Raw genomic sequence first — 18637 nt, 5'->3', positions numbered from 1 at the left:
TCCGTTCACTGCATCGTGTCTTGACCTGTCACCGAGTCTGGCATATGTTGATTGTTAACAGTTTTACAGTTACATCACAACGTCGACGGTGACGCCAGCATTCGCTGCTGCTCACCTCCGGAAGGGCAGCAGGATGAACGACAGCACAGCCGCGGTCGGTGCAGGACGCACCGTCATCGTCGGAGCCGTGCGCTACGCGGAACTCTGCGGGCGCGGTCGGCAGCTGCTCCTCGACCACGGCTTCGCGCTGGTCGAGAACGAGACCACCGTGCCGTGGACGCCGACCGAGCTGCACGCCCACGTCGGCACCGCAGACGCGGCCGTCGCCGGGGTGGAGGTGTTCGATTCCGCCGCCCTCGCCGCCGCTCCCGAGCTGCGCATCATCTCGCGGCTCGGTGTCGGACTCGACAACGTCGACCTCCCCGCCGCCCGCTCGCAGGGCGTCGACGTCGTCAACGTGCCCGGCGGCAATGCCGAGGCCGTCGCAGAGCTCGCGCTGGGCTTCATCCTGTCGCTTCTTCGTCGACTGCCGCAGATGCACGACGCCGCCCGCGCCGGTCGCTGGGACCGCTACGTCGGCAGCGAGCTCGCCGGCAAGCGGATCGGTCTTCTCGGGTACGGAGCGATCGCCCGCCTGCTCGCCTCCCGCCTGTCGGGCTTCGACCTCGGCATCAAGGCCTACGACCCGTACGCCGACCGCGACGAGGCCGCTCGGGCCGGAGTCGAGATCGTGTCGCTCGAAGAGGCCGTCAGCGATGTCGACATCGTCAGCGTGCACGTCCCCCATCTGCCCGAGACGCACCACCTCGTCGACGACGCCCTGATCTCGCGCATGCGCGAGGGGACGATCCTCATCAACACGAGCCGCGGCGGACTGGTCGACGAGGCCGCCCTGCTGCGGGGACTGGACTCCGGTCGCATCGCGGGCGCGGGTCTCGACGTGTTCGAGCACGAGCCGGTCTCGCCGGACAACCCTCTCTTCCGTCACGAAGCCGTCGTGACGGCGCCACACGCGGGCGCCGACACGAAGGAGGCGTACGACCGCATCGGCTGGGCCACCGCCCAGGCGATCGTCGACGTCTTCTCCGGGCGCACCCCCGCCCACGTCGCGAACTGACCGACCCGAATACCCGAACCACCCCCTCATACAGATAAGGAACGAAGATGTTCAGCAGGAAAGCACAGCGCACCGCACTCGCGGTCCCCGCCATCGGCGCCCTCGTCGTCGGCCTCGCCGCCTGCGGTGGCACGCCGAGCGATGCCGGCGACGGCGACGTGTCCGAGCTCACGATCATCGCGGCCAACAGCCCGTGGACCGAGGGGCTGAAGTCCCTCGCCTCGAGCTACGAGGACGAGACCGGCGTCAAGATCAACATCGAGGCGTACGGCAACGAGCAGCTCAACGACACGCTCAAGGTCAAGCTCAACGCGCAGTCCGACGACGTCGACATCTTCGCGTACCAGGTGCAGGACGTCATGCGCGAGTTCTCGCGCAACGGCTGGCTCACCGACATGACCGACTACGTCGAGTCCGACGATGAGTGGGACTGGGAGGACTTCCAGCCCGCCGCCCGTGAGGCCGTACAGCTCGACGGCGTCGTCTACGGCGTCCCCGTGATGACCGAGCGCCACGTCGTGTACTACCGCTCTGACCTGCTCGAGGCGGCAGGCATCCAGCCGCCCGAGACGCTCGACGAGCTGGAGGCGGCGGCCAAGGCTCTCAACGACCCCGAGAACGGCTTCTACGGCATCGCGATGCGCGGCGCCCGCGTGCCCCTGGTCACTCAGCTCTCGTCGTTCATCTACAGCTTCGGCGGCGACTTCCAGGACGAGGACGGCAACGCGACGATCGACAGCCCCGAAGCGGTCGAGGCGATCGAGTTCTACGGCGACCTCCTGAAGAACTACGGCCCTCCCGGAGCGGCGAACATGGGATGGGTCGAGGCCTCGGCGATCTTCGCGCAGGGCAACGCGGCCTTCTACCTCGATGCCGACAGCCAGGCGTACACCTTCCTCGACGAGTCGAACTCGGCCGTCGTCGACTCGGTCGCCTTCGCCCGGTTCCCCGAGGGGCCCGCCGGCTCGAAGTTCTACAACATCGTGCCGCAGACGGTCGGGATCAGCGCGTTCTCGAAGAAGCAGGACGCGGCGTGGGAGTTCATCAAGTGGGTCACCAACGAGGAGCACACCACGCAGATGCTCGCAGACGACACCGTGCCGGTCGCTCGGCAGTCGGCGTGGGATGACGACGCGGCGACGGCGAGCTTCCCCGCCGGGCTGGTGGAGATCATCCGCAACGTCGGCGACGACGGCGTCGGGCACGACCGTCCGCAGCTCGAGCAGGTCGCCGCAGCCCGCGAGATCGTCGGCGGACCGGTGATCACCGCGATCGAAGGCGGCGACGTCGAATCGGCGGCCGAGTCCGCGAACACCGCGTTCCAGGACCTGGTCGACTCCGAGAAGTAATCCGGGAGGGGGCATCGTCGCCGCGAACGCCCGATGCCCCCTCCTCCCCGCTGGTCGAGGAGGACCACGATGTCGAGCACATCGCTCACGAACACCCCGCGCGCGACGCCCTACCGCCGCAAGCCCGTCGACTGGATCGACGCCCACCTGAAGTGGATCCTGATCACACCGTCGGTGGTCTTCATCACCCTGCTGATCGCGTTCCCCGTCGGCTACACGATCTTCCTGTCGCTCACCAACGCCCAGGGCGCCGTGACCCGGCCGTTCGAGTTCATCGGATTCGACAACTACGCGCACTGGCTCGGCGACATGACCCGGTTCTGGCCGGCTGTCGGGCGCACCGCGTACTTCACGATCCTCGCGCTCGTGCTCGAGCTCGTCATCGGTCTCGCGATCGCCCTGCTGCTGCGCAAGACGTTCCGCGGTCAGGGGCTCGTGCGGGTGTTCATCCTGCTGCCCCTGGTCGCGACCCCTGTCGCGGTCGGCATGATGTGGCTCGTCATCTTCGAGCCGACGATCGGCTTCGCGAACGTCCTGATGAAGTCGATCGGGCTCCCCGCGCAGGGCTGGCTGTCCGACAAGGACACCGCGCTGAACACCCTCATCTTCATCGACGTCTGGCAGTGGACGCCGATGGTCATCCTCATCCTGCTCGCCGGCCTGTCGACGCTGCCCGAGGAGCCCGATGAGGCCGCCCGCGTCGACGGTGCGAACGCCTGGCAGCGATTCCGGCACATCACCCTGCCCCTGCTGTCCCCGGTCATCGGCGCCGCCGCCATCCTGCGTGCGATCGACGCCCTGAAGACGTTCGACATCATCTACGCCACGAAGGGCCGCGGCGGCGGATCGAGCAACGAGGCGGAGACGCTCAACATCCTCGCCTACAGCGACGCGTTCGAGTACTCGCGCTACGGCCGGGCGTCGGCGTTGCTGATGCTGTTCTTCATCCTGATCATCCTCGTGCTGCTGGTCATCGCGATCCTGCGCAAGAGAGCGGAGAAGCTGTGAACACCTCGACCTCCTCCTCGACGACCGTCACGCGTCGTCGGCGTCGCCCCGTGCAGATCGTCGGCGGCTGGGCGCGGGCGCTCGGCATCCTCGCGGTCGTGATCGCGTTCGTCTCGCCGCTGATCTGGATGCTGCTGGCGAGCCTCAAGACGAACCTCGAGATCATCGACCCCAGCAAGACCTTCTCGTTCACCCCCACGCTGAAGAACTTCGAGACCGTGTTCGGCGCGCAGGCGTTCGGTCCGATCATCCTCAACAGCATCATCGTGGGCGCCGGGGCGACGCTGCTCGCACTGGTCATCGGCGTTCCGGCCGCCTACGGGATCGCGCGGTTCAAGGCCACCAACACGACGGCGTACCTCCTGATGGCGCGCATCATCCCCGGCGTGAGCCTGCTGATCCCGTGGTACTTCCTGTTCTCGCAGATGCAGCTGGTCGGCACGTACACGGTGCTGATCCTCACCCACGTCTTCGTGACGATGCCCCTGGTCGTCGCGATCATGTCGAGCTTCTTCGACGGCATTCCCGAGGAATTGGAGGAGGCGGCGCAGATCGACGGATCGAGCCGCATCGGCGCCTTCGTGCGGGTCGTGCTCCCTCTCTCCGTACCGGGGATCGCGACCGCGACGATCCTGTCGTTCATCTTCAGCTGGAACAACTTCCTGTTCGCTCTCGTGCTCTCGAACCAGTACACGCGCACACTGCCGGTGGCGATCGTGAACTTCACCAGCTACGCGGCCGTCGACTGGGGCGGGCTCATGGCGGCGGCGGTCGTCATCACCGTTCCGGTCATGATCATCGCGCTGCTCGCGCAGCGGTACGTGGTCAGCGGCCTCACGGCCGGCGCGACGAAGGGCTGAGGATGCCGAAGCTCATCAACGATCCGCACGACTTCGTCGACGAGGTCATCGAGGGCATCCTGCTCGCGCACGGCGACCGTCTCCGCGCGGCGTCCGACGACGCGCGGGCCATCGTCCGCACGCACGAGGCCCCGGGCGCCGTGGGCATCGTCACGGGCGGCGGGTCGGGACACCTCCCGTTGTTCCTCGGCTATGTGGGCGCCGGTCTCTGCTCGGCCGTCGCCGTCGGCAACGTGTTCTCGTCGCCCTCCGCGGCGCAGATCGCAGACGCCACGCGTGCCGCAGACGACGGCGCCGGAGTGCTGTACCTGTACGGCAACTACGGCGGCGACGTCTACAACTTCGACCTCGCGGCCGACCTCGTCGAACCGAACGGCATCCGCACGCGCACGGTGCTCGGGTCGGATGACGTGGCGAGTGCCCCCGTCGACAGGGCACGGTCGCGACGGGGTGTCGCCGGCATCTTCTTCGCGTACAAGATTGCCGGGGCCGCCGCCGCTCGCGGCGACGATCTGGAGACGGTCGCCGAGATCGCGCAGCGCGCGGTCGACCGCACCGGGACCATGGGTGTCGGACTCTCACCGACCGTGCTCCCCACCACCGGCAAGCCCTCCTTCGAACTCGCCGAGGGGCAGATGGAGATCGGCATCGGCATCCACGGCGAGCCCGGCAGTCGCACCGGCGCGCTCAGCGCGGCGGACGACGTGACGGACGAGCTCCTCGACCGCATCGTGGCCGACCGCGGCATCGTCCGCGGCACGCGGGTGGCCGTGCTCGTGAACGGGATGGGCGCGACGCCGCTCGAGGAGCTGTACGTGCTCTCGCGTCGTGCCCGGCACCGGCTCGACGCCCTCGGCGCGCTGGTGCAGCGCACGTACGTCGGCGAGTTCGCGACGAGTCTCGAGATGGGCGGGGCATCGATCAGTCTGCTCGTGCTGGACGACGAGCTCGCCGCTCTGCTCGACGCCCCAGCCGACTCGCCCTTCTTCACGCAGACGGGCGTCGCGCCGCACGCAGGGATCTCGGTCGCACCGCTCGCGGGAGAGACCGAGGTCGCACGTCCGGACGGCGAGCGACGCCTCTCGGCGTCCCCGCCGTCGTCGCCCGACCCCGCCGGCCCCGCCGACGCCGCCGCATCCCGCGACGCGGCGGCCGCGCTCGCCCTCGGCATCCGCGGTGTCATGCCGCTCTGGGCCCGGCACACCGACGAGCTGCGCGATCTGGATGCCGCGCTCGGCGACGGCGACCTCGGGATCACCGTCGCCTCCGGCGCCGCGGCGATCGTGCAGGCTCTGGACGGCGCGACCGTCGACGACCCCTCGCAGCCGCTGCTGGCCGCGGGCGAGGCCTTCGCCACCGCCAACCCCTCGACCTTCGCGGCGCTGGTCGGCGGAGGCCTGCTCGCCGCGGCGTCCGCCGTGCGCGGCCGGACGGCGCTCGATCGTGAGGCGGTGCTCGCAGCCCTGTCGGCGCTCGCCGACCGCATTGCTCAGCGCGGCGGCGCCCGGCCGGGCGACAAGACCGTGCTCGACGCGCTCCTGCCGTCGATCGCGGCGCTGGAGTCGGCGCCGGCCGGCACCCACGCCGACGCGGCCACCGACGAGGCGCTGGCGGCGATGCGCGCCGCGGCCTGGACCGGGGTGCGTGAGACAGCGGAGCTCGTGTCGCAGCGAGGTCGTGCCTCCTGGGTGGGCGAACGCAGCGCCGGCCGAGCCGACCCCGGTGCCACCGCGTACGCGCGACTGCTCGACGCGGTCGCCGAGTGGCGGGAGGGCGTCGCATGAGCGCCGGCGTCACCTGGGTGCTCGGCGGAGGCTCGGGAATCGGCCGCGGCGCGGCGGTGTCGCTGGCGGCGTCCGCCGATGTCGTCGTGGTGTCCGGCCGCCGCGCAGAGGAACTGCAGCGCACGGTCGACGCCGTGCGCGCCGCGGGAGGGCGTGCGGTCGCCCTCGCGGTCGATGTCGGAGACGAGGATGCCGTCGCACAGGCCGCCGAGCGCATCCACGCCGACCACGGCCCCGTGCGCACTCTCGTGTACAGCGCCGGTACGAACGTGCGCAACCGCTTCTGGGAGGACACCACGCCCCAGGACTTCGCCCGGGTCGTCGACATCAACCTCACGGGCGCGATGCGCGCCGTGCACGCCGTGCTTCCCGGCATGAGGACTGCCGGCGACGGCCTCGTGGTGCTCGTGTCGTCATGGGCGGGATGGCGCTTCGCGCCGGGCGTCGGTGCAGGGTACTCCACGAGCAAGACCGCGATGGGGGCCCTCGCCGAGACCGTGAACGCGCAGGAGCGACTGCACGGCATCCGGGCCACGCACTTCTGCCCCGGTGAGGTGGCGACCGAGATCCTCGACACGCGTCCGAACCCGCCGAGCGCCGCCGAGCGCGAGCTCATGCTCACGGCCGACGACGTCGGCGACGCGATCCGCTGGATCGCCGATCTCCCGGCGCGGATCTGCGTCAACGAGATCGTCTTCACCCCGACCTCGAACACCTCGTATGCGTGAGGCCGACCCCGGCCCCGCGCTCACCACCGACAACCCTGATCATTCGACCCCAGGAGACGCCATGACCCGCCGAGACATCATCACCGCCGTACCCGTCGCGTTCGCCGAAGACGGTGCGCTCGACCTCGAGGGGTCGCGTGCGATCCTCCGCTTCGTCGGCGACTCCGGCAACGAGGGGGCGTTCGTGCTCGGCACGACCGGCGAATTCCCCGCGCTCTCCTTCGACGAGCGTGCAGCCCTCACCCGGGCCAGCGTCGAGGAGCTCGGAGGGCGCATGCGCGTCATCGTGCACGTCGGCGCGCCCAGCCTGTTCGAGGTGCGCCGGCTCATCGAGGCGACCCGTGAGGCAGGAGCAACCGAGATCGCCGTGATCACGCCCTACTACCTCTCCGCGAGCGAGGAGGGGCTGTACGACTTCTTCCGCGAGGTGTCCGCGATCAGCGACGGTCTCGACGTGTACGTCTACGTCTTCCGCGACCGCACCGGCAACTTCGTCCCCGCATCGCTCATGGCGCGGCTGGCCGAACTGCCGAACATCGTCGGTGCGAAGATCAGCGGCGAGCCCCTCTCGCAGGTCGCCGAGTACCGGGCGGTCGTCCCCGAGGGCTTCGTGCTCTACACCGGCAGCGACCGCGACCTCGCGGTGGCGGCCGACAGCGGCGCCCAGGGCGTCGTGTCGGGCATCTCGTCGGTGCTGCCCCGGCCGTTCCGTGCTCTGCGCGACGCCGCCGCCGAGGGCGACGAGGCCGCCACGGTCCGAGCGCAGGCCGATGTCGACGCGGCCGTCGACACGATCCAGGGCGACATGGCGCGCATGAAGGTCGCCTACGCGGCGCTCGGCGTGCCGGCTGGCGGGGTGCGGATGGCGATCGACGCCCCGGATGCCGACGCGGTCGCCGAGATCGAGAAGGCCGTCCGCGACCTGTCCTGACGCGCCACGGAGGGATCGCCGATAGCTCGGGCCGCGGCGCTCCCTCCCCGGCCGATCAGAGCCCTCGGGTAGAGTGGCCAGCGCCCAGAGCGGGCTTCCTGGCCGCCAGACCGATAGGCAGAATGTCTTCCTCTCCCTCCGATCCGACGAGCGCTCCCGACGCTGCGACCGACGCTGAGGCGTCCGCGCCCGAGACCGGGTCGCGTCCGCTGCGCATCCTGATCGGCTGCGACACCTTCGCGCCCGACATCAACGGCGCAGCGCGCTTCGCCGAGCGTCTGGCCGCCGGTCTCGTGCAGCGGGGCGACGACGTGCACGTCGTCGCCCCCAACCAGGCCTACCGCCGCACCCCTGCACGCACCGAGGTGATCGAGGGCGAGCCGATGACCGTGCACCGTCTGCCGTCGGTGCGGTGGGCACCGCATGACTGGCTGCGCTTCGTGTGGCCGTGGCGCTCGAAGCACTACGCGCGCAAGGTGCTCGACGCGGTGCGGCCCGACGTCGTGCACATCCAGTCGCACATCGTCATCGGACGCGGCCTCGCCCGCATCGCGCACGAGCGCGGCATCCCCGTGATCGCGACCAACCACGTCATGGCCGAGAACATCCTCGACCACACCACGATGCCGAAGTTCATCGACGACCTCGTGCTGCGTTTCGCCTGGGCTGATGCGAAGCGCACCTTCGCACTGACCCGCGCGATCACGACGCCCACGCGGCGCGCGGCCGACTTCCTCGAGCGCACTGTCGCGGTGCAGAACGTCATCCCGGTGAGCTGCGGCATCGACCGCACCCAGTACACGGCGCAGATCGGACCGCGCGAGAAGAACCGCATCGTCTTCGTCGGTCGCCTGACGGCCGAGAAGCAGGTCGAGGTCATCCTGCAGGCCATGACCAAGCTCGACCCGGCGCTCGACGTCACGTTCGACATCGTCGGCGGCGGAGACCAGCGCAAGCAGCTCGAGAACCTCACCGGTCAGCTCGGGCTCGCCGACCGGGTCACTTTCCACGGCCGCACCACCGACGAGGAGCTGCGTGCGCTGCTGTCGCGCGCGTCGGTCTTCACGATCGCCTCGATCGCCGAGCTGCAGTCCATCGCGACCATGGAGGCCATGGCCTCCGCCCTGCCGATCGTCGCCGCCGACGCGGTCGCCCTTCCGCACCTCGTGCACGACGGAGAGAACGGCTATCTCTTCGAGCCGGGCAACGCGGATGCTCTGGCTGCCCGCCTCACCGATGTGCTCACCGCCGATCGGGCGGAGTACGAGCGCATGCAGCAGGCGTCGCTCGACGGCGTCGCGATCCACGACATCACCCGCACCCTCGACACCTTCGAGGCGCTGTACCGCGACGAGCCGCTGCCGCAGTAGCGGCCGATCATGCACGTCGTCTTCTTCGGCGATCAGCACCTGGACTCCCTCGGCGGCGCCCAGGTGTCGATGCGGCTGCAGCGCGAGTTCCTCGAACGGGCCGGCCACGTCGTCACCGTCGTGGCGCCTCGCATGCACGGACCGCGCGCCGCGCGCACACCGGACCCCGCGAACGTCGACCTGGCGTCGATCCCGATCACCCTCGACCGCGAGTACTCCCTGACCTGGCCGGGTCGAGCGACGGACCGCGCGCTCGACCGCGCCCTCACCCGACGCCCGCCCGTCGACCTCGTGCACGTACAGGCCGACTTCTGGGGGGCCTTCATCGGTCACCGCTTCGCCGCTCGGCACGGCATCCCCGTCGTGCACACCATGCACAACCGCGTCGACGTCGGCATCGCGGCGGTCACCCCGCTGCATCGTCCGGTGCTCGCCGCGCTGAACGTCTGGCGGCGCGCGGCTCTGCGCGGGGTCGCCGCTCGGGTGGGCGGCAGCGACGGCTGGGCGTTCCTGCGTGGACTGGCGAGGGGAGCGGATGCCGTGACGGCACCCTCGACCCATTTCGCACGCCGGCTCGAAGAGCACGGGGTGTTCTCGCCCGTGGACGTCGTGTGGAACGGCATCGACGACGACATCCGCGAGGAGACCCTCGCCACCGCGCCAGCGCAGCGCGACCCCGGGCGCCCGCGGTTCGTGTGGCTCGGGCGGATGAGTCCTGAGAAGCGCCTGCTGCCGTTCCTGCAGGCGTTCGTCGAATCAGGTGTCGACGCCGACCTCGAGATCATCGGCGGCGGGGCGCAGCGGGGGGCTGCCGAGAAGATGGTCGCCGCGCTGCCCCGCGTCCGGTTCGCCGGTCGGCTCACCTACCCGCAGACGCTCGCGCGCATCGCTGCAGCCGACGCACTCGTGCAGACGTCGATCGGCTTCGAGACCCAGGGGATGACGCCGTTCGAGGCCGCGACCCTCGGCACCCCGTCGATCATCAGCGACCCCGATATCGCGGCCGAGCTCGGCGGCGGGTCGTGGGTCGTTCCCGGCGCAGCCGGCACCGAGGCGCAGCGGAGGGCGGGACTCGTCGACACGCTGCAGCGGGCGGCATCCGACATCTCCTCCGGCGTCGCGCCGGTGCCGTCACGCGAGGTCGCCGAAGCCTTCCGGCAGTCGTCGCGCACCGTCGCGATGATCGCGGTGTACGAGCGCGTGCTCGCTCAGTAGGCGATCCACGCGAACGCGCTCGACAGCACGGTGGCGAGGTAGCCCACGAGCGATGCCCCGGCGAGGCCGACGGCGATCGCGGCGAGCAGGTGCGGTCCCGAGCGGCGCAGGGCGATGATGCCGACCGCGAGCGCGCCCGCATTTCCGAGGAACACGATGAACCCCAGGACGCTGTTGATGCCGGACAGAACGCCGTAGTAGTCGCCGGTGTACAGCAGCGGGGCGAGCATCGTCGACAGGAGCCGGATCCCGAGCGCGACCAGTGCGGCGATGAACGCGATGCGTCCGAGAGCGCTGCCCGAGGCGCGGGGCGTCTCCGGCGCGGCGGCGTGGGCCTGGCCCGGATAGGGCTGGTTCGGGTACGACTGGTTGGCGTAGGGCTGGTTCGGGTACGGCTGGTTCTGGTACGGCTGACCCTGGTGCGGCTGGTTCTGGTACGGCTGGCCCTGCGGCTGCGCCGCCTGCGGTGCCTGCGGTGGATGCTGCTGCTGCGGATCGGTCATGAGGGCTCCCGGGTCAGCTGTACGTCAGGGTGAGGACGAGGTTCGACAACCACGCCACGAGGATGCCGAGCACCTCGGACGCCGCGATCCCGATGGCGATGCCCGCGAGGATCCGCTGCCCAGGCCGCCGGAGCGCGACCACTCCGAGGACGAGAGCGACCGCCGCGACGATCAGCACCCCGAAGTTGCTCACGCCGAGGATGAGGCCGTAGGACGAGGCGGTGAAACTGGCCGCGCGGATGAGGATGGGAGTACTCAGGGCGATGAGCAGTCCGATCGCGAGTGAGGCGATCGCGACGATGAAGGCCACACGCCCGAGTGCGCCGCCCGAGGACGAGGGGGACGGGGCCGACGCGGAGGCGCCGGGGTAGCCCTGCCCGGGCTGCGAATACAGCTGACCGGGCTGGGCGTAGGGCTGGGCAGGCTGGGAGTACGGCTGGGCAGGCTGGGAGTACGGCTGGCCGGGCTGGGGGGCCGGCTGCCCGTGCGGTGAGGGGGGTGTGCCCTGTGGGTGCGCGGGGGGCTGCTGCGGCTCGCTCATGGTGTCGAGCGTAGCGGCGCGACGTCGCCTGATGGGGAGCCGCGCAGCGGCGCCGACCTCGGGAATCGCGCCGTCAGCGGTAGACGTGCCCGGATCGTGCGCGGCCGAGTGCGTCTCGACCGGCGACCTGTCGCCAGTCGGTGGGTTGCCGGCGGTAGCCGTCTCGGCGGAGTTCGACGACCGTGGCGATGAGCGCCCAGGCGCTGAGGACGAGGAGTGCGATGACGATGACCATGGCAGAAACGCTACGGTCGGTCTTGACCTGCCACGAGTGGCAGGGCAGACTAACTCCGTACGAAATCTGCCAACCCCGGGAGCCCGCCATGAAGACCGTCGCCTGCGTGATCCACGATGGCTTCTCGCCCTTCGAGTTCGGAGTCGCCTGCGAGGCGTTCGGGCTCGATCGCACCGACTCCGGGGTGCCGAACTTCGACTTCCGCGTGGTCACGCCGCAGCCGGGCGCGATCGCATCGACGATGGGCTTCTCGGTGAACGTCGAACACGATCTGTCGTTCGCGTACGAGGCCGACCTCGTCGTCTTCTGCCCGGTCCCTCGGTCGTCGTGGGGAGACGTCGACCAGCGCCTCACGGATCTCGCCCGCGACGCGGTGGCGCGGGACGCCTGGGTGCTCACGGTGTGCAGCGGGTCGTTCATCCTGGCGGCGGCGGGCGTGCTCGACGGGAGACGGGCCACCACGCATTGGCGGTACTCGGACGTGATGTCCGAGATGTATCCGCAGATCGACATCGACCCCGACGTGCTGTTCGTGCAGGACGGACGCATCATCACGAGCGCGGGAACGGCTGCCGGCATCGACGCCTGCCTGCATCTGCTGCGCCTGGAGCTCGGTGCCGAGCTCACCAATCGCATCGCGCGTCGCATGGTCGTCCCGCCGCAGCGCGACGGCGGTCAGGCGCAGTACATCGACCGACCGATCCCTGTGGTGCCGAACGACTCGCTCGCCGCTGTCTCGGACTGGGCCGTCGCGCACCTCAGGGACGACCTCGGCGTCGATCGACTCGCCGCCCGCGCGCTCATGTCGCCGCGCACCTTCGCGCGCCGCTTCAAGGCCGAGTACGGGGCGACGCCCGCCGCCTGGCTCGCCCGTCAGCGAGTGCTGCACGCGCAGCGGATGCTGGAGCGCAGCGACCTGTCGCTCGATCGCATCGCGGAGGAGTGCGGATTCGGCTCGGCGGCCGTGCTGCGGCAGAACTTCTCCCGCGTGCTCGGTACCACACCGACCGCGTACCGCGCCCGGTTCTCGTGCGCCGATCCGGAGATCTCCGCGGCCTGACCCCGGGGCCCGATCCGTCCGGCTACTCCCAGTGGCCGGGGCTGGGCAATGCGCGATAGTCGAGCGCGATGCCCTGCGGAGTCACGGCAGCCGTCGAGTACAGCAGCGACTGAGTCGGGAACCCGTGCGGGCGATTGTCGCGGATGATGGCGCGGTCGTCCTCCGGGTCGAGTCGGGCCGACGCTCCCAGAAGGGCGGTCCAGTCCGAGGCCCAGTCGGCGCTGTCAGCGGCGGGACCGAGGGCCCGGAACTCGGGGAGCCACGACGCGATGCGCGGCGTCGCCTGGTCGTCGAGGTCGTCGTGAGCGATCATGTGGATGCCGGGCTCGATAGGAGTCTCGCGCAGCTCGACGCCGTCCCAGCTGAGCACCCGCGCACCGTCGGGGCGCACCTCGAGCAGATTGAAGCCGTGCATCGGCAGCGGCGCCTCGGGGGAGCGACCGCTGACGGATTCGAGCACGAGAGACCCGCGCGATTGCGCGACGTCGTCGGAGAGCTCTGCGACGTCGGCCCGGTTCAGCAGCACCGCCAGCCGCCGCTCGGCGGGGTTCACGGCCAGCCACGCCCCGCCCGCGCGCCGATCGCGGATGCCGGAGACACCGGGATGGCGGTCCGGCCACCATTCGCCGGGGGCGTCCCACGCCCGCTGCGGGTCTTCGTCGCGCACCGCGAGGAGTCGGGCGTTCGCAGCATCCGCCACGTCGATCACCACCGTGCACACCCTGCCAGTCTAGGTCGGGCTTCGCGGATGCCGGCCGCGAGGCCCGCGCGGTGCGGCAGAATCGAGACCGTGAACATCGTCGTGGGAGTCACCGGAGGAATCGCCGCCTACAAGACAGTGCACCTCGTGCGACTGCTCACGAAGGGCGGGCACGACGTCACGGTCGTGCCGACGGAAGACGCTCTGCGCTTCGTCGGGCTGCCGACATGGGAGGCCATCAGCCGGAATCCCGTGACGACGAGCGTGCATGACGACGTCGCCCGCGTCCGTCACGTCGCCCTCGGGCAGGGCGCCGACCTCGTGGTCGTCGCCCCCGCCACGGCCAACTCGATCGCGAAGATCGCGGCCGGGATCGCCGACGACCTGCTCGGCACGACGCTGCTCGCGACCGAGGCTCCCGTGCTGCTCGCGCCGGCCATGCACACCGAGATGTGGCGGAACGCCGCGACGCAGGCGAACATCGCGACCCTGACGAGCCGCGGCATCCACCTGATCGGACCCGCCGAGGGCGAGCTCGCCGGCGGCGACACGGGTCCGGGGCGCATGGCCGAGCCCGAGCAGATCTTCGCCGCCGCCCTCGCGCTCCTCGCGCCGCGCGACCTCGACGGCCTGCGGGTCGTGGTGTCGGCTGGCGGCACGCGCGAGCCGATCGATCCCGTCCGCTTCCTCGGCAACCGCTCCAGCGGGCGCCAGGGTGTGGCGCTCGCCGCAGAGGCCGCCGCCCGCGGTGCCGCCGTCACGGTGGTCGCCGCGAACGTCTCGCACGACGTGCTGGCCGAGGCGCGGCATCCGTCGGTGCGCGTCGTGCCGGTGGGTACGGCGGCCGAGCTCGATGCGGCGATGAAGGATGCGAGCGCCGCGGCCGACGTCGTCGTGATGGCGGCCGCGGTCGCCGACTACCGCCCCGCGACCGTGTCGGATCAGAAGGTCACGAAGGAGGTCTGCGGTCTGAGCCGCATCGAACTCGTCGAGACCGAGGACGTCGTGGCGGGGCTGTCCGCCGCGCGCAGCGAGGGGCGGGCGCCCGCGGGGCAGACGATCGTGGCGTTCGCGGCGGAGACGTCGGAGAGTGCGGACGAGCGGCTCGACCGTGCTCGCCGCAAGCGGGAGCGCAAGGGCGTCGAGCTGCTCGCCGTGAACCTCGCGAACGCCGGCCACGGCTTCGAGGTCGGCCACAACGCGGTCGAGATCGTGGGGGCCGGCGGCGCGGTCGTCGCCTCGGCCCAGGGCACGAAACGCCAGGTCGCGCGAGCGATCCTGGACGCCGTCGTCGCCGTGCGCTAAACTTGAGTCATCTCCACTCAACTTTTCAGGTGGAGTACACGACGACAAGGAGTCTCCTCAGGAGGAACAGATGCCAGGCCCACAGAGCACCGCGCAGAACGACGACCAGCAGTCCGCCCTCGAGCAGTTCGGGATCAACCTCACCGACCGCGCCCGACAGGGCAAGCTCGACCCCGTGATCGGCCGCGACAGCGAGATCCGGCGCGTCAGCCAGGTGCTCACCCGGCGCACCAAGAACAACCCGGTGCTCATCGGAGAGCCGGGCGTCGGCAAGACCGCCGTCGTCGAGGGCCTCGCGCAGCGCATCGTCGCCGGCGACGTCGCCGAATCGCTCAAGGACAAGCAGCTGGTGTCGCTCGACATCTCCGCCCTCGTCGCCGGCGCCATGTACCGCGGCCAGTTCGAGGAGCGGCTGAAGAGCGTGCTCAAAGAGATCACCGAGTCCGACGGCCGCATCATCACCTTCATCGACGAGCTGCATGTGCTCATGGGCGCGGGCGGTGGCGAGGGCTCCGTCGCGGCATCCAACATGCTCAAGCCCATGCTGGCGCGCGGTGAGCTGCGCCTCATCGGCGCCACCACGCTCAACGAGTACCGCGAATTCATCGAGAAGGATGCCGCGCTCGAGCGCCGCTTCCAGCAGGTCTACGTCGGCGAGCCGACGGTGGAGGACACGATCGCGATCCTGCGCGGACTCAAGGGCCGGTACGAGGCGCACCACGGGGTCACGATCTCCGACAGCGCGCTCGTCGCGGCCGCCGCCCTCTCCAACCGCTATCTCCCCGCCCGGCAGCTGCCGGACAAGGCCATCGACCTGATCGACGAATCGATGTCGCGGCTCAAGATGGAGATCGACTCCTCGCCCGTCGAGATCGACCAGCTCAAGCGCCAGGTCGACCGCATGAAGCTCGAAGAGCTCGCGCTCAAACGCGAGAAGGATGCCGCGTCGAAGGAACGACTCGGCGCCCTGCGCGAGCAGCTCGTCGGCATGGAGGCGCAGCTCGCCGAGCTCGAGGCGAGGTGGGCGCGCGAGCGCCAGGGACTCAACCGCGTCGGCGAGCTCAAGAAGCAGCTCGACGACGCCGTGACCCAGCGCGACCTCGCGATGCGCGAGGCCGACTACACCCGCGCCTCGAAGCTCGAGTACGAGACGATCAAACGCCTAGAACGAGACATCGCCGAGGCCGAGCAGGCCGAGCAGGCCGTGTCGACCGAAGGGCGGATGGTCAACGAGCAGGTCACCGACGAAGACATCGCGGCCGTGATCGCGGCGTGGACCGGCATCCCCGTCGGCCGCCTCCTGCAGGGCGAGAGCGAGCGCCTGCTGCACCTCGAGGGCGAGCTCGGGCGGCGGCTGATCGGACAGAAGGATGCCGTGAAGGCGGTGTCGGATGCCGTACGGCGCTCGCGCGCCGGCATCAGCGACCCCGGTCGCCCGACCGGATCGTTCCTGTTCCTCGGACCGACCGGTGTCGGCAAGACCGAGCTCGCGAAGGCGCTCGCCGACTTCCTCTTCGACGACGAGCGCGCCATGGTGCGCATCGACATGTCGGAGTACGGCGAGAAGCACTCGGTCTCGCGGCTCGTCGGCGCCCCTCCCGGATACGTCGGCTACGAACAGGGTGGGCAGCTCACCGAGGCCGTGCGCCGTCGCCCGTACAGCGTCGTGCTGCTCGACGAGGTCGAGAAGGCGCACCCCGAGGTGTTCGACGTGCTGCTGCAGGTGCTCGACGACGGGCGTCTGACCGACGGGCAGGGGCGAACGGTCGACTTCTCGAACGTCATCCTGATCCTCACCTCGAACCTCGGCTCGCCGATCCTCATCGACCCGACGCTGTCGCCCGATCAGAAGCGCGAGCAGGTCATGGCACTCGTGCGGCAGGCGTTCCGCCCGGAGTTCCTGAACCGTCTCGACGACATCGTGATGTTCCAGGCGCTCAGCGAAGACGACCTCGCGCAGATCGTCGAGCTCTCGGTCGACCAGCTGCACGACCGGCTGCGCGATCGTCGGCTGTCGCTCGCGGTCACCCCGGATGCTCGGTCGTGGCTCGCCGAGCGCGGCTACGACCCGGTGTTCGGCGCCCGCCCGCTGCGACGTCTCATCCAGACCGAGGTGCAGAACAAGCTCGCCACCGCGCTGCTGTCCGGCGGCGTGCGCGACGGCGACACCGTGCGCGTCGACATCGCCGCCGACGGCTCGGGTCTCGTGCTCACGGCGACGACTCCGGACGCATCCTCCGAGTTCTAGCTCGTCCGTGTTCTCGTCCCGCTGAGCGCCGAGACCCCACCGGAGCGTCGAAACCCCACCTGAATCGCGTATCTCAGGTGGGGTTTCGACGACCAGGTGGGGTCTCGACGAAGCGCGCTCGGGTCAGCGGGAAGACTTCGGGCGGCCGCCCGCCACGGCATCCCTCTCGAGTGTCTGTCCGATGATCGAGTGCCAGCGCGAGTACGCGAAGTAGATCACGAGGCCCAGCGCCAGCCAGATCGCGAACCGCAGCCACGTCTCGGTGCTGAGGTTCAGCATGAGCCAGAAGCACGCGATCGCCGAGATCCACGGCAGCCACGGCGAGAACGGCACCGTGAACGGTCGCTCGAGGTCAGGGCGGCTCTTGCGGAGGATCGGCACGCCGATGCTCACCAGGACGAACGCCGACAGGGTGCCGATGTTGATCATGTCGCCGAGCACCTGCACGTCGGTGAACCCGGCGATGATCGCGATGATCACTCCGACGATGAGCTGGATGCGGATCGGCGTGCCGCGCTTCGCATCGGTGACGCTGAGCGCGCGGGGGAGGAGGCCGTCGCGACTCATCGCGAACACGACGCGGGCGAGTCCCATCAGCAGCACCATCACGACGGTGGTGAGGCCGACGAGGCTGCCGATCGCGATGACCTGCGCGGCCCAGGTCGCGCCGACGAGCTCGAACGCACTCGCCAAGGACGGCTCGTCGAGCTTCGCGAGCTCGGTGTACGACACCATGCCGGTGATCACGATCGCGACCAGCACGTACAGCACGGTGACGATGACGAGTCCGAGGATGATGCCGCGCGGCACCGTGCGCTTCGGATCCTTCGTCTCCTCCGCGCTCGTGGCGACGACGTCGAAGCCGATGAACGCGAAGAACACGAGGGCGGCGCCGCTGAGGATGCCGAAGACGCCGTACATCGTCGGGTCGGATCCCGTCATGAAGGAGAAGAGCGACTGGGTCCAGGCGCTCTCCGAGGCCGCGCCCTCCTGCGCAGGAGGGACGAACGGGGTGTAGTTGGCGCCGTTGATGAAGAAGAACCCGACCACGATGACGAACAGCACGATCGCGACCTTGATGACGGTGAAGACGCTGTTCACGCGGCTCGACAGCTGGGTGCCGAGGGCGAGGAGCGTCGTGAAGATCGCCACGATGACGACGGGACCCCAGTCGAACGCGAGCGGACCGAGCTGCAGGGTCATCGGGATGTCGAGGTCGAACAGCGACACCGCGTCGCCCAGGTACACGCCCCAATACTTCGCAATCACGGCGGACGCCATGAGCATCTCGAGGATGAGATCCCAGCCGATGATCCAGGCCAGGAACTCGCCGAGCGTCGAGTAGGTGAAGGTGTACGCGGATCCCGCGACGGGGATGGATGACGCGAACTCGGCGTAGCAGAGGATCGCGAGGCCGCACACGACCGCGGCGATGAGGAACGAGATGATCACCGCGGGGCCGGAGTGCCGGGCCGACGCCTCGGCGCCGACCGAGAAGATGCCGGCGCCGACGGCCACCGCGACGCCCATGACCGCGAGGTCCCATACGCCGAGCGAGCGCTTGAGCGAGCGCTTCTCGTCATGGGTCTCGGCCATGGACTGCTCGACCGACTTGATCCTGCGCAGAATTGCCATGCCGATGAGTCTAGGTCGCGGCCGTCACGCAGTGTCCCTGACAAATCA

17 protein-coding genes are annotated in these 18637 nt (G+C 69.9%); 12 read left to right on the top strand and 5 right to left on the bottom strand.

The genetic code is table 11. From position 1 onward, the window contains the following. Positions 1-133: 133 nt before the first annotated feature. The 9 genes from FSY98_RS06400 to FSY98_RS06360 all read left to right on the top strand — a co-directional run bounded on the left by FSY98_RS06400 (position 134) and on the right by FSY98_RS06360 (position 10362). Positions 134-1117, top strand: a complete 984-nt coding sequence (locus tag FSY98_RS06400) for a phosphoglycerate dehydrogenase (RefSeq protein WP_144875012.1) — start codon at positions 134-136, stop codon at positions 1115-1117. 47 nt (positions 1118-1164) lie between these two features. After that, the gene (locus FSY98_RS06395; RefSeq protein WP_144875010.1) at positions 1165-2466 is read left to right on the top strand and encodes an ABC transporter substrate-binding protein; all 1302 of its coding nucleotides are present in this window, start codon (positions 1165-1167) and stop codon (positions 2464-2466) included. Between the two features lie 69 nt (positions 2467-2535). Continuing rightward, a complete protein-coding gene (locus tag FSY98_RS06390; protein ID WP_144875008.1) occupies positions 2536-3474 on the top strand; it encodes a carbohydrate ABC transporter permease in 939 nt (312 codons plus the stop codon). Next, positions 3471-4334, top strand: a complete 864-nt coding sequence (locus FSY98_RS06385) for a carbohydrate ABC transporter permease (RefSeq protein ID WP_144875006.1) — start codon at positions 3471-3473, stop codon at positions 4332-4334. Before FSY98_RS06390 ends, FSY98_RS06385 begins: the two co-directional genes overlap by 4 nt. 2 nt (positions 4335-4336) lie before the next feature. Next, the gene (locus FSY98_RS06380; protein ID WP_222119116.1) at positions 4337-6118 is read left to right on the top strand and encodes a dihydroxyacetone kinase family protein; all 1782 of its coding nucleotides are present in this window, start codon (positions 4337-4339) and stop codon (positions 6116-6118) included. After that, positions 6115-6846 carry an SDR family oxidoreductase gene (locus FSY98_RS06375; protein WP_144875004.1) on the top strand — a complete coding sequence of 244 codons (732 nt, stop codon included), beginning with the start codon at positions 6115-6117 and terminating at the stop codon, positions 6844-6846. Before FSY98_RS06380 ends, FSY98_RS06375 begins: the two co-directional genes overlap by 4 nt. Positions 6847-6907: 61 nt before the next feature. After that, positions 6908-7777, top strand: coding sequence for a dihydrodipicolinate synthase family protein (locus tag FSY98_RS06370; RefSeq protein WP_144875002.1), 870 nt, complete (start codon positions 6908-6910; stop codon positions 7775-7777). A 122-nt stretch (positions 7778-7899) separates the two neighbouring features. Beyond that, complete coding sequence (locus FSY98_RS06365) at positions 7900-9147, top strand: glycosyltransferase (RefSeq protein ID WP_144875000.1); 1248 nt, start codon at positions 7900-7902, stop codon at positions 9145-9147. A gap of 9 nt (positions 9148-9156) precedes the next feature. Continuing rightward, the gene (locus FSY98_RS06360; protein ID WP_144874998.1) at positions 9157-10362 is read left to right on the top strand and encodes a glycosyltransferase; all 1206 of its coding nucleotides are present in this window, start codon (positions 9157-9159) and stop codon (positions 10360-10362) included. Here the strand turns inward: FSY98_RS06360 and FSY98_RS06355 are convergent. The 3 genes from FSY98_RS06355 to FSY98_RS16655 all read right to left on the bottom strand — a co-directional run bounded on the left by FSY98_RS06355 (position 10356) and on the right by FSY98_RS16655 (position 11641). Next, positions 10356-10865, bottom strand: a complete 510-nt coding sequence (locus FSY98_RS06355) for a hypothetical protein (protein WP_144874996.1) — start codon at positions 10863-10865, stop codon at positions 10356-10358. The two genes, FSY98_RS06360 and FSY98_RS06355, sit on opposite strands and share 7 nt — an antisense overlap. Positions 10866-10878: 13 nt before the next feature. After that, positions 10879-11406: a hypothetical protein gene (locus FSY98_RS06350; protein ID WP_144874994.1), complete on the bottom strand. Its 528-nt coding sequence runs from the start codon at positions 11404-11406 to the stop codon at positions 10879-10881. A gap of 73 nt (positions 11407-11479) precedes the next feature. Next, entirely contained in the window at positions 11480-11641 is a 162-nt protein-coding gene (locus FSY98_RS16655) for a hypothetical protein (RefSeq protein WP_186307565.1), read from the bottom strand. An 88-nt stretch (positions 11642-11729) separates the two neighbouring features. Here FSY98_RS16655 and FSY98_RS06345 point away from each other — a divergent pair, with 88 nt between their 5' ends. Beyond that, on the top strand, positions 11730-12701 hold the full coding sequence (locus tag FSY98_RS06345; protein ID WP_144874992.1) for a helix-turn-helix domain-containing protein: 972 nt from the start codon (positions 11730-11732) through the stop codon (positions 12699-12701). Between the two features lie 22 nt (positions 12702-12723). Here the strand turns inward: FSY98_RS06345 and FSY98_RS06340 are convergent, their stop codons facing one another. Next, positions 12724-13422, bottom strand: a complete 699-nt coding sequence (locus FSY98_RS06340) for an NRDE family protein (RefSeq protein WP_144874990.1) — start codon at positions 13420-13422, stop codon at positions 12724-12726. Between the two features lie 69 nt (positions 13423-13491). Here FSY98_RS06340 and coaBC point away from each other — a divergent pair, with 69 nt between their 5' ends. Next, positions 13492-14706, top strand: coding sequence for a bifunctional phosphopantothenoylcysteine decarboxylase/phosphopantothenate--cysteine ligase CoaBC (gene coaBC / locus FSY98_RS06335; protein WP_144874988.1), 1215 nt, complete (start codon positions 13492-13494; stop codon positions 14704-14706). 70 nt (positions 14707-14776) lie between these two features. Further along, positions 14777-16954 carry an ATP-dependent Clp protease ATP-binding subunit gene (locus FSY98_RS06330; RefSeq protein ID WP_144874986.1) on the top strand — a complete coding sequence of 726 codons (2178 nt, stop codon included), beginning with the start codon at positions 14777-14779 and terminating at the stop codon, positions 16952-16954. 123 nt (positions 16955-17077) lie between these two features. Here the strand turns inward: FSY98_RS06330 and FSY98_RS06325 are convergent, their stop codons facing one another. Further along, entirely contained in the window at positions 17078-18589 is a 1512-nt protein-coding gene (locus tag FSY98_RS06325) for an amino acid permease (protein ID WP_144874984.1), read from the bottom strand. Positions 18590-18637 lie beyond the last annotated feature (48 nt).

Source organism: Microbacterium sp. 1.5R, assembly GCF_007667425.1.
Lineage (GTDB): Bacteria > Actinomycetota > Actinomycetes > Actinomycetales > Microbacteriaceae > Microbacterium.
The sequence above is the reverse complement of the archived record's forward strand: the minus strand, read 5'-3'. Positions and strand labels throughout refer to the sequence as shown.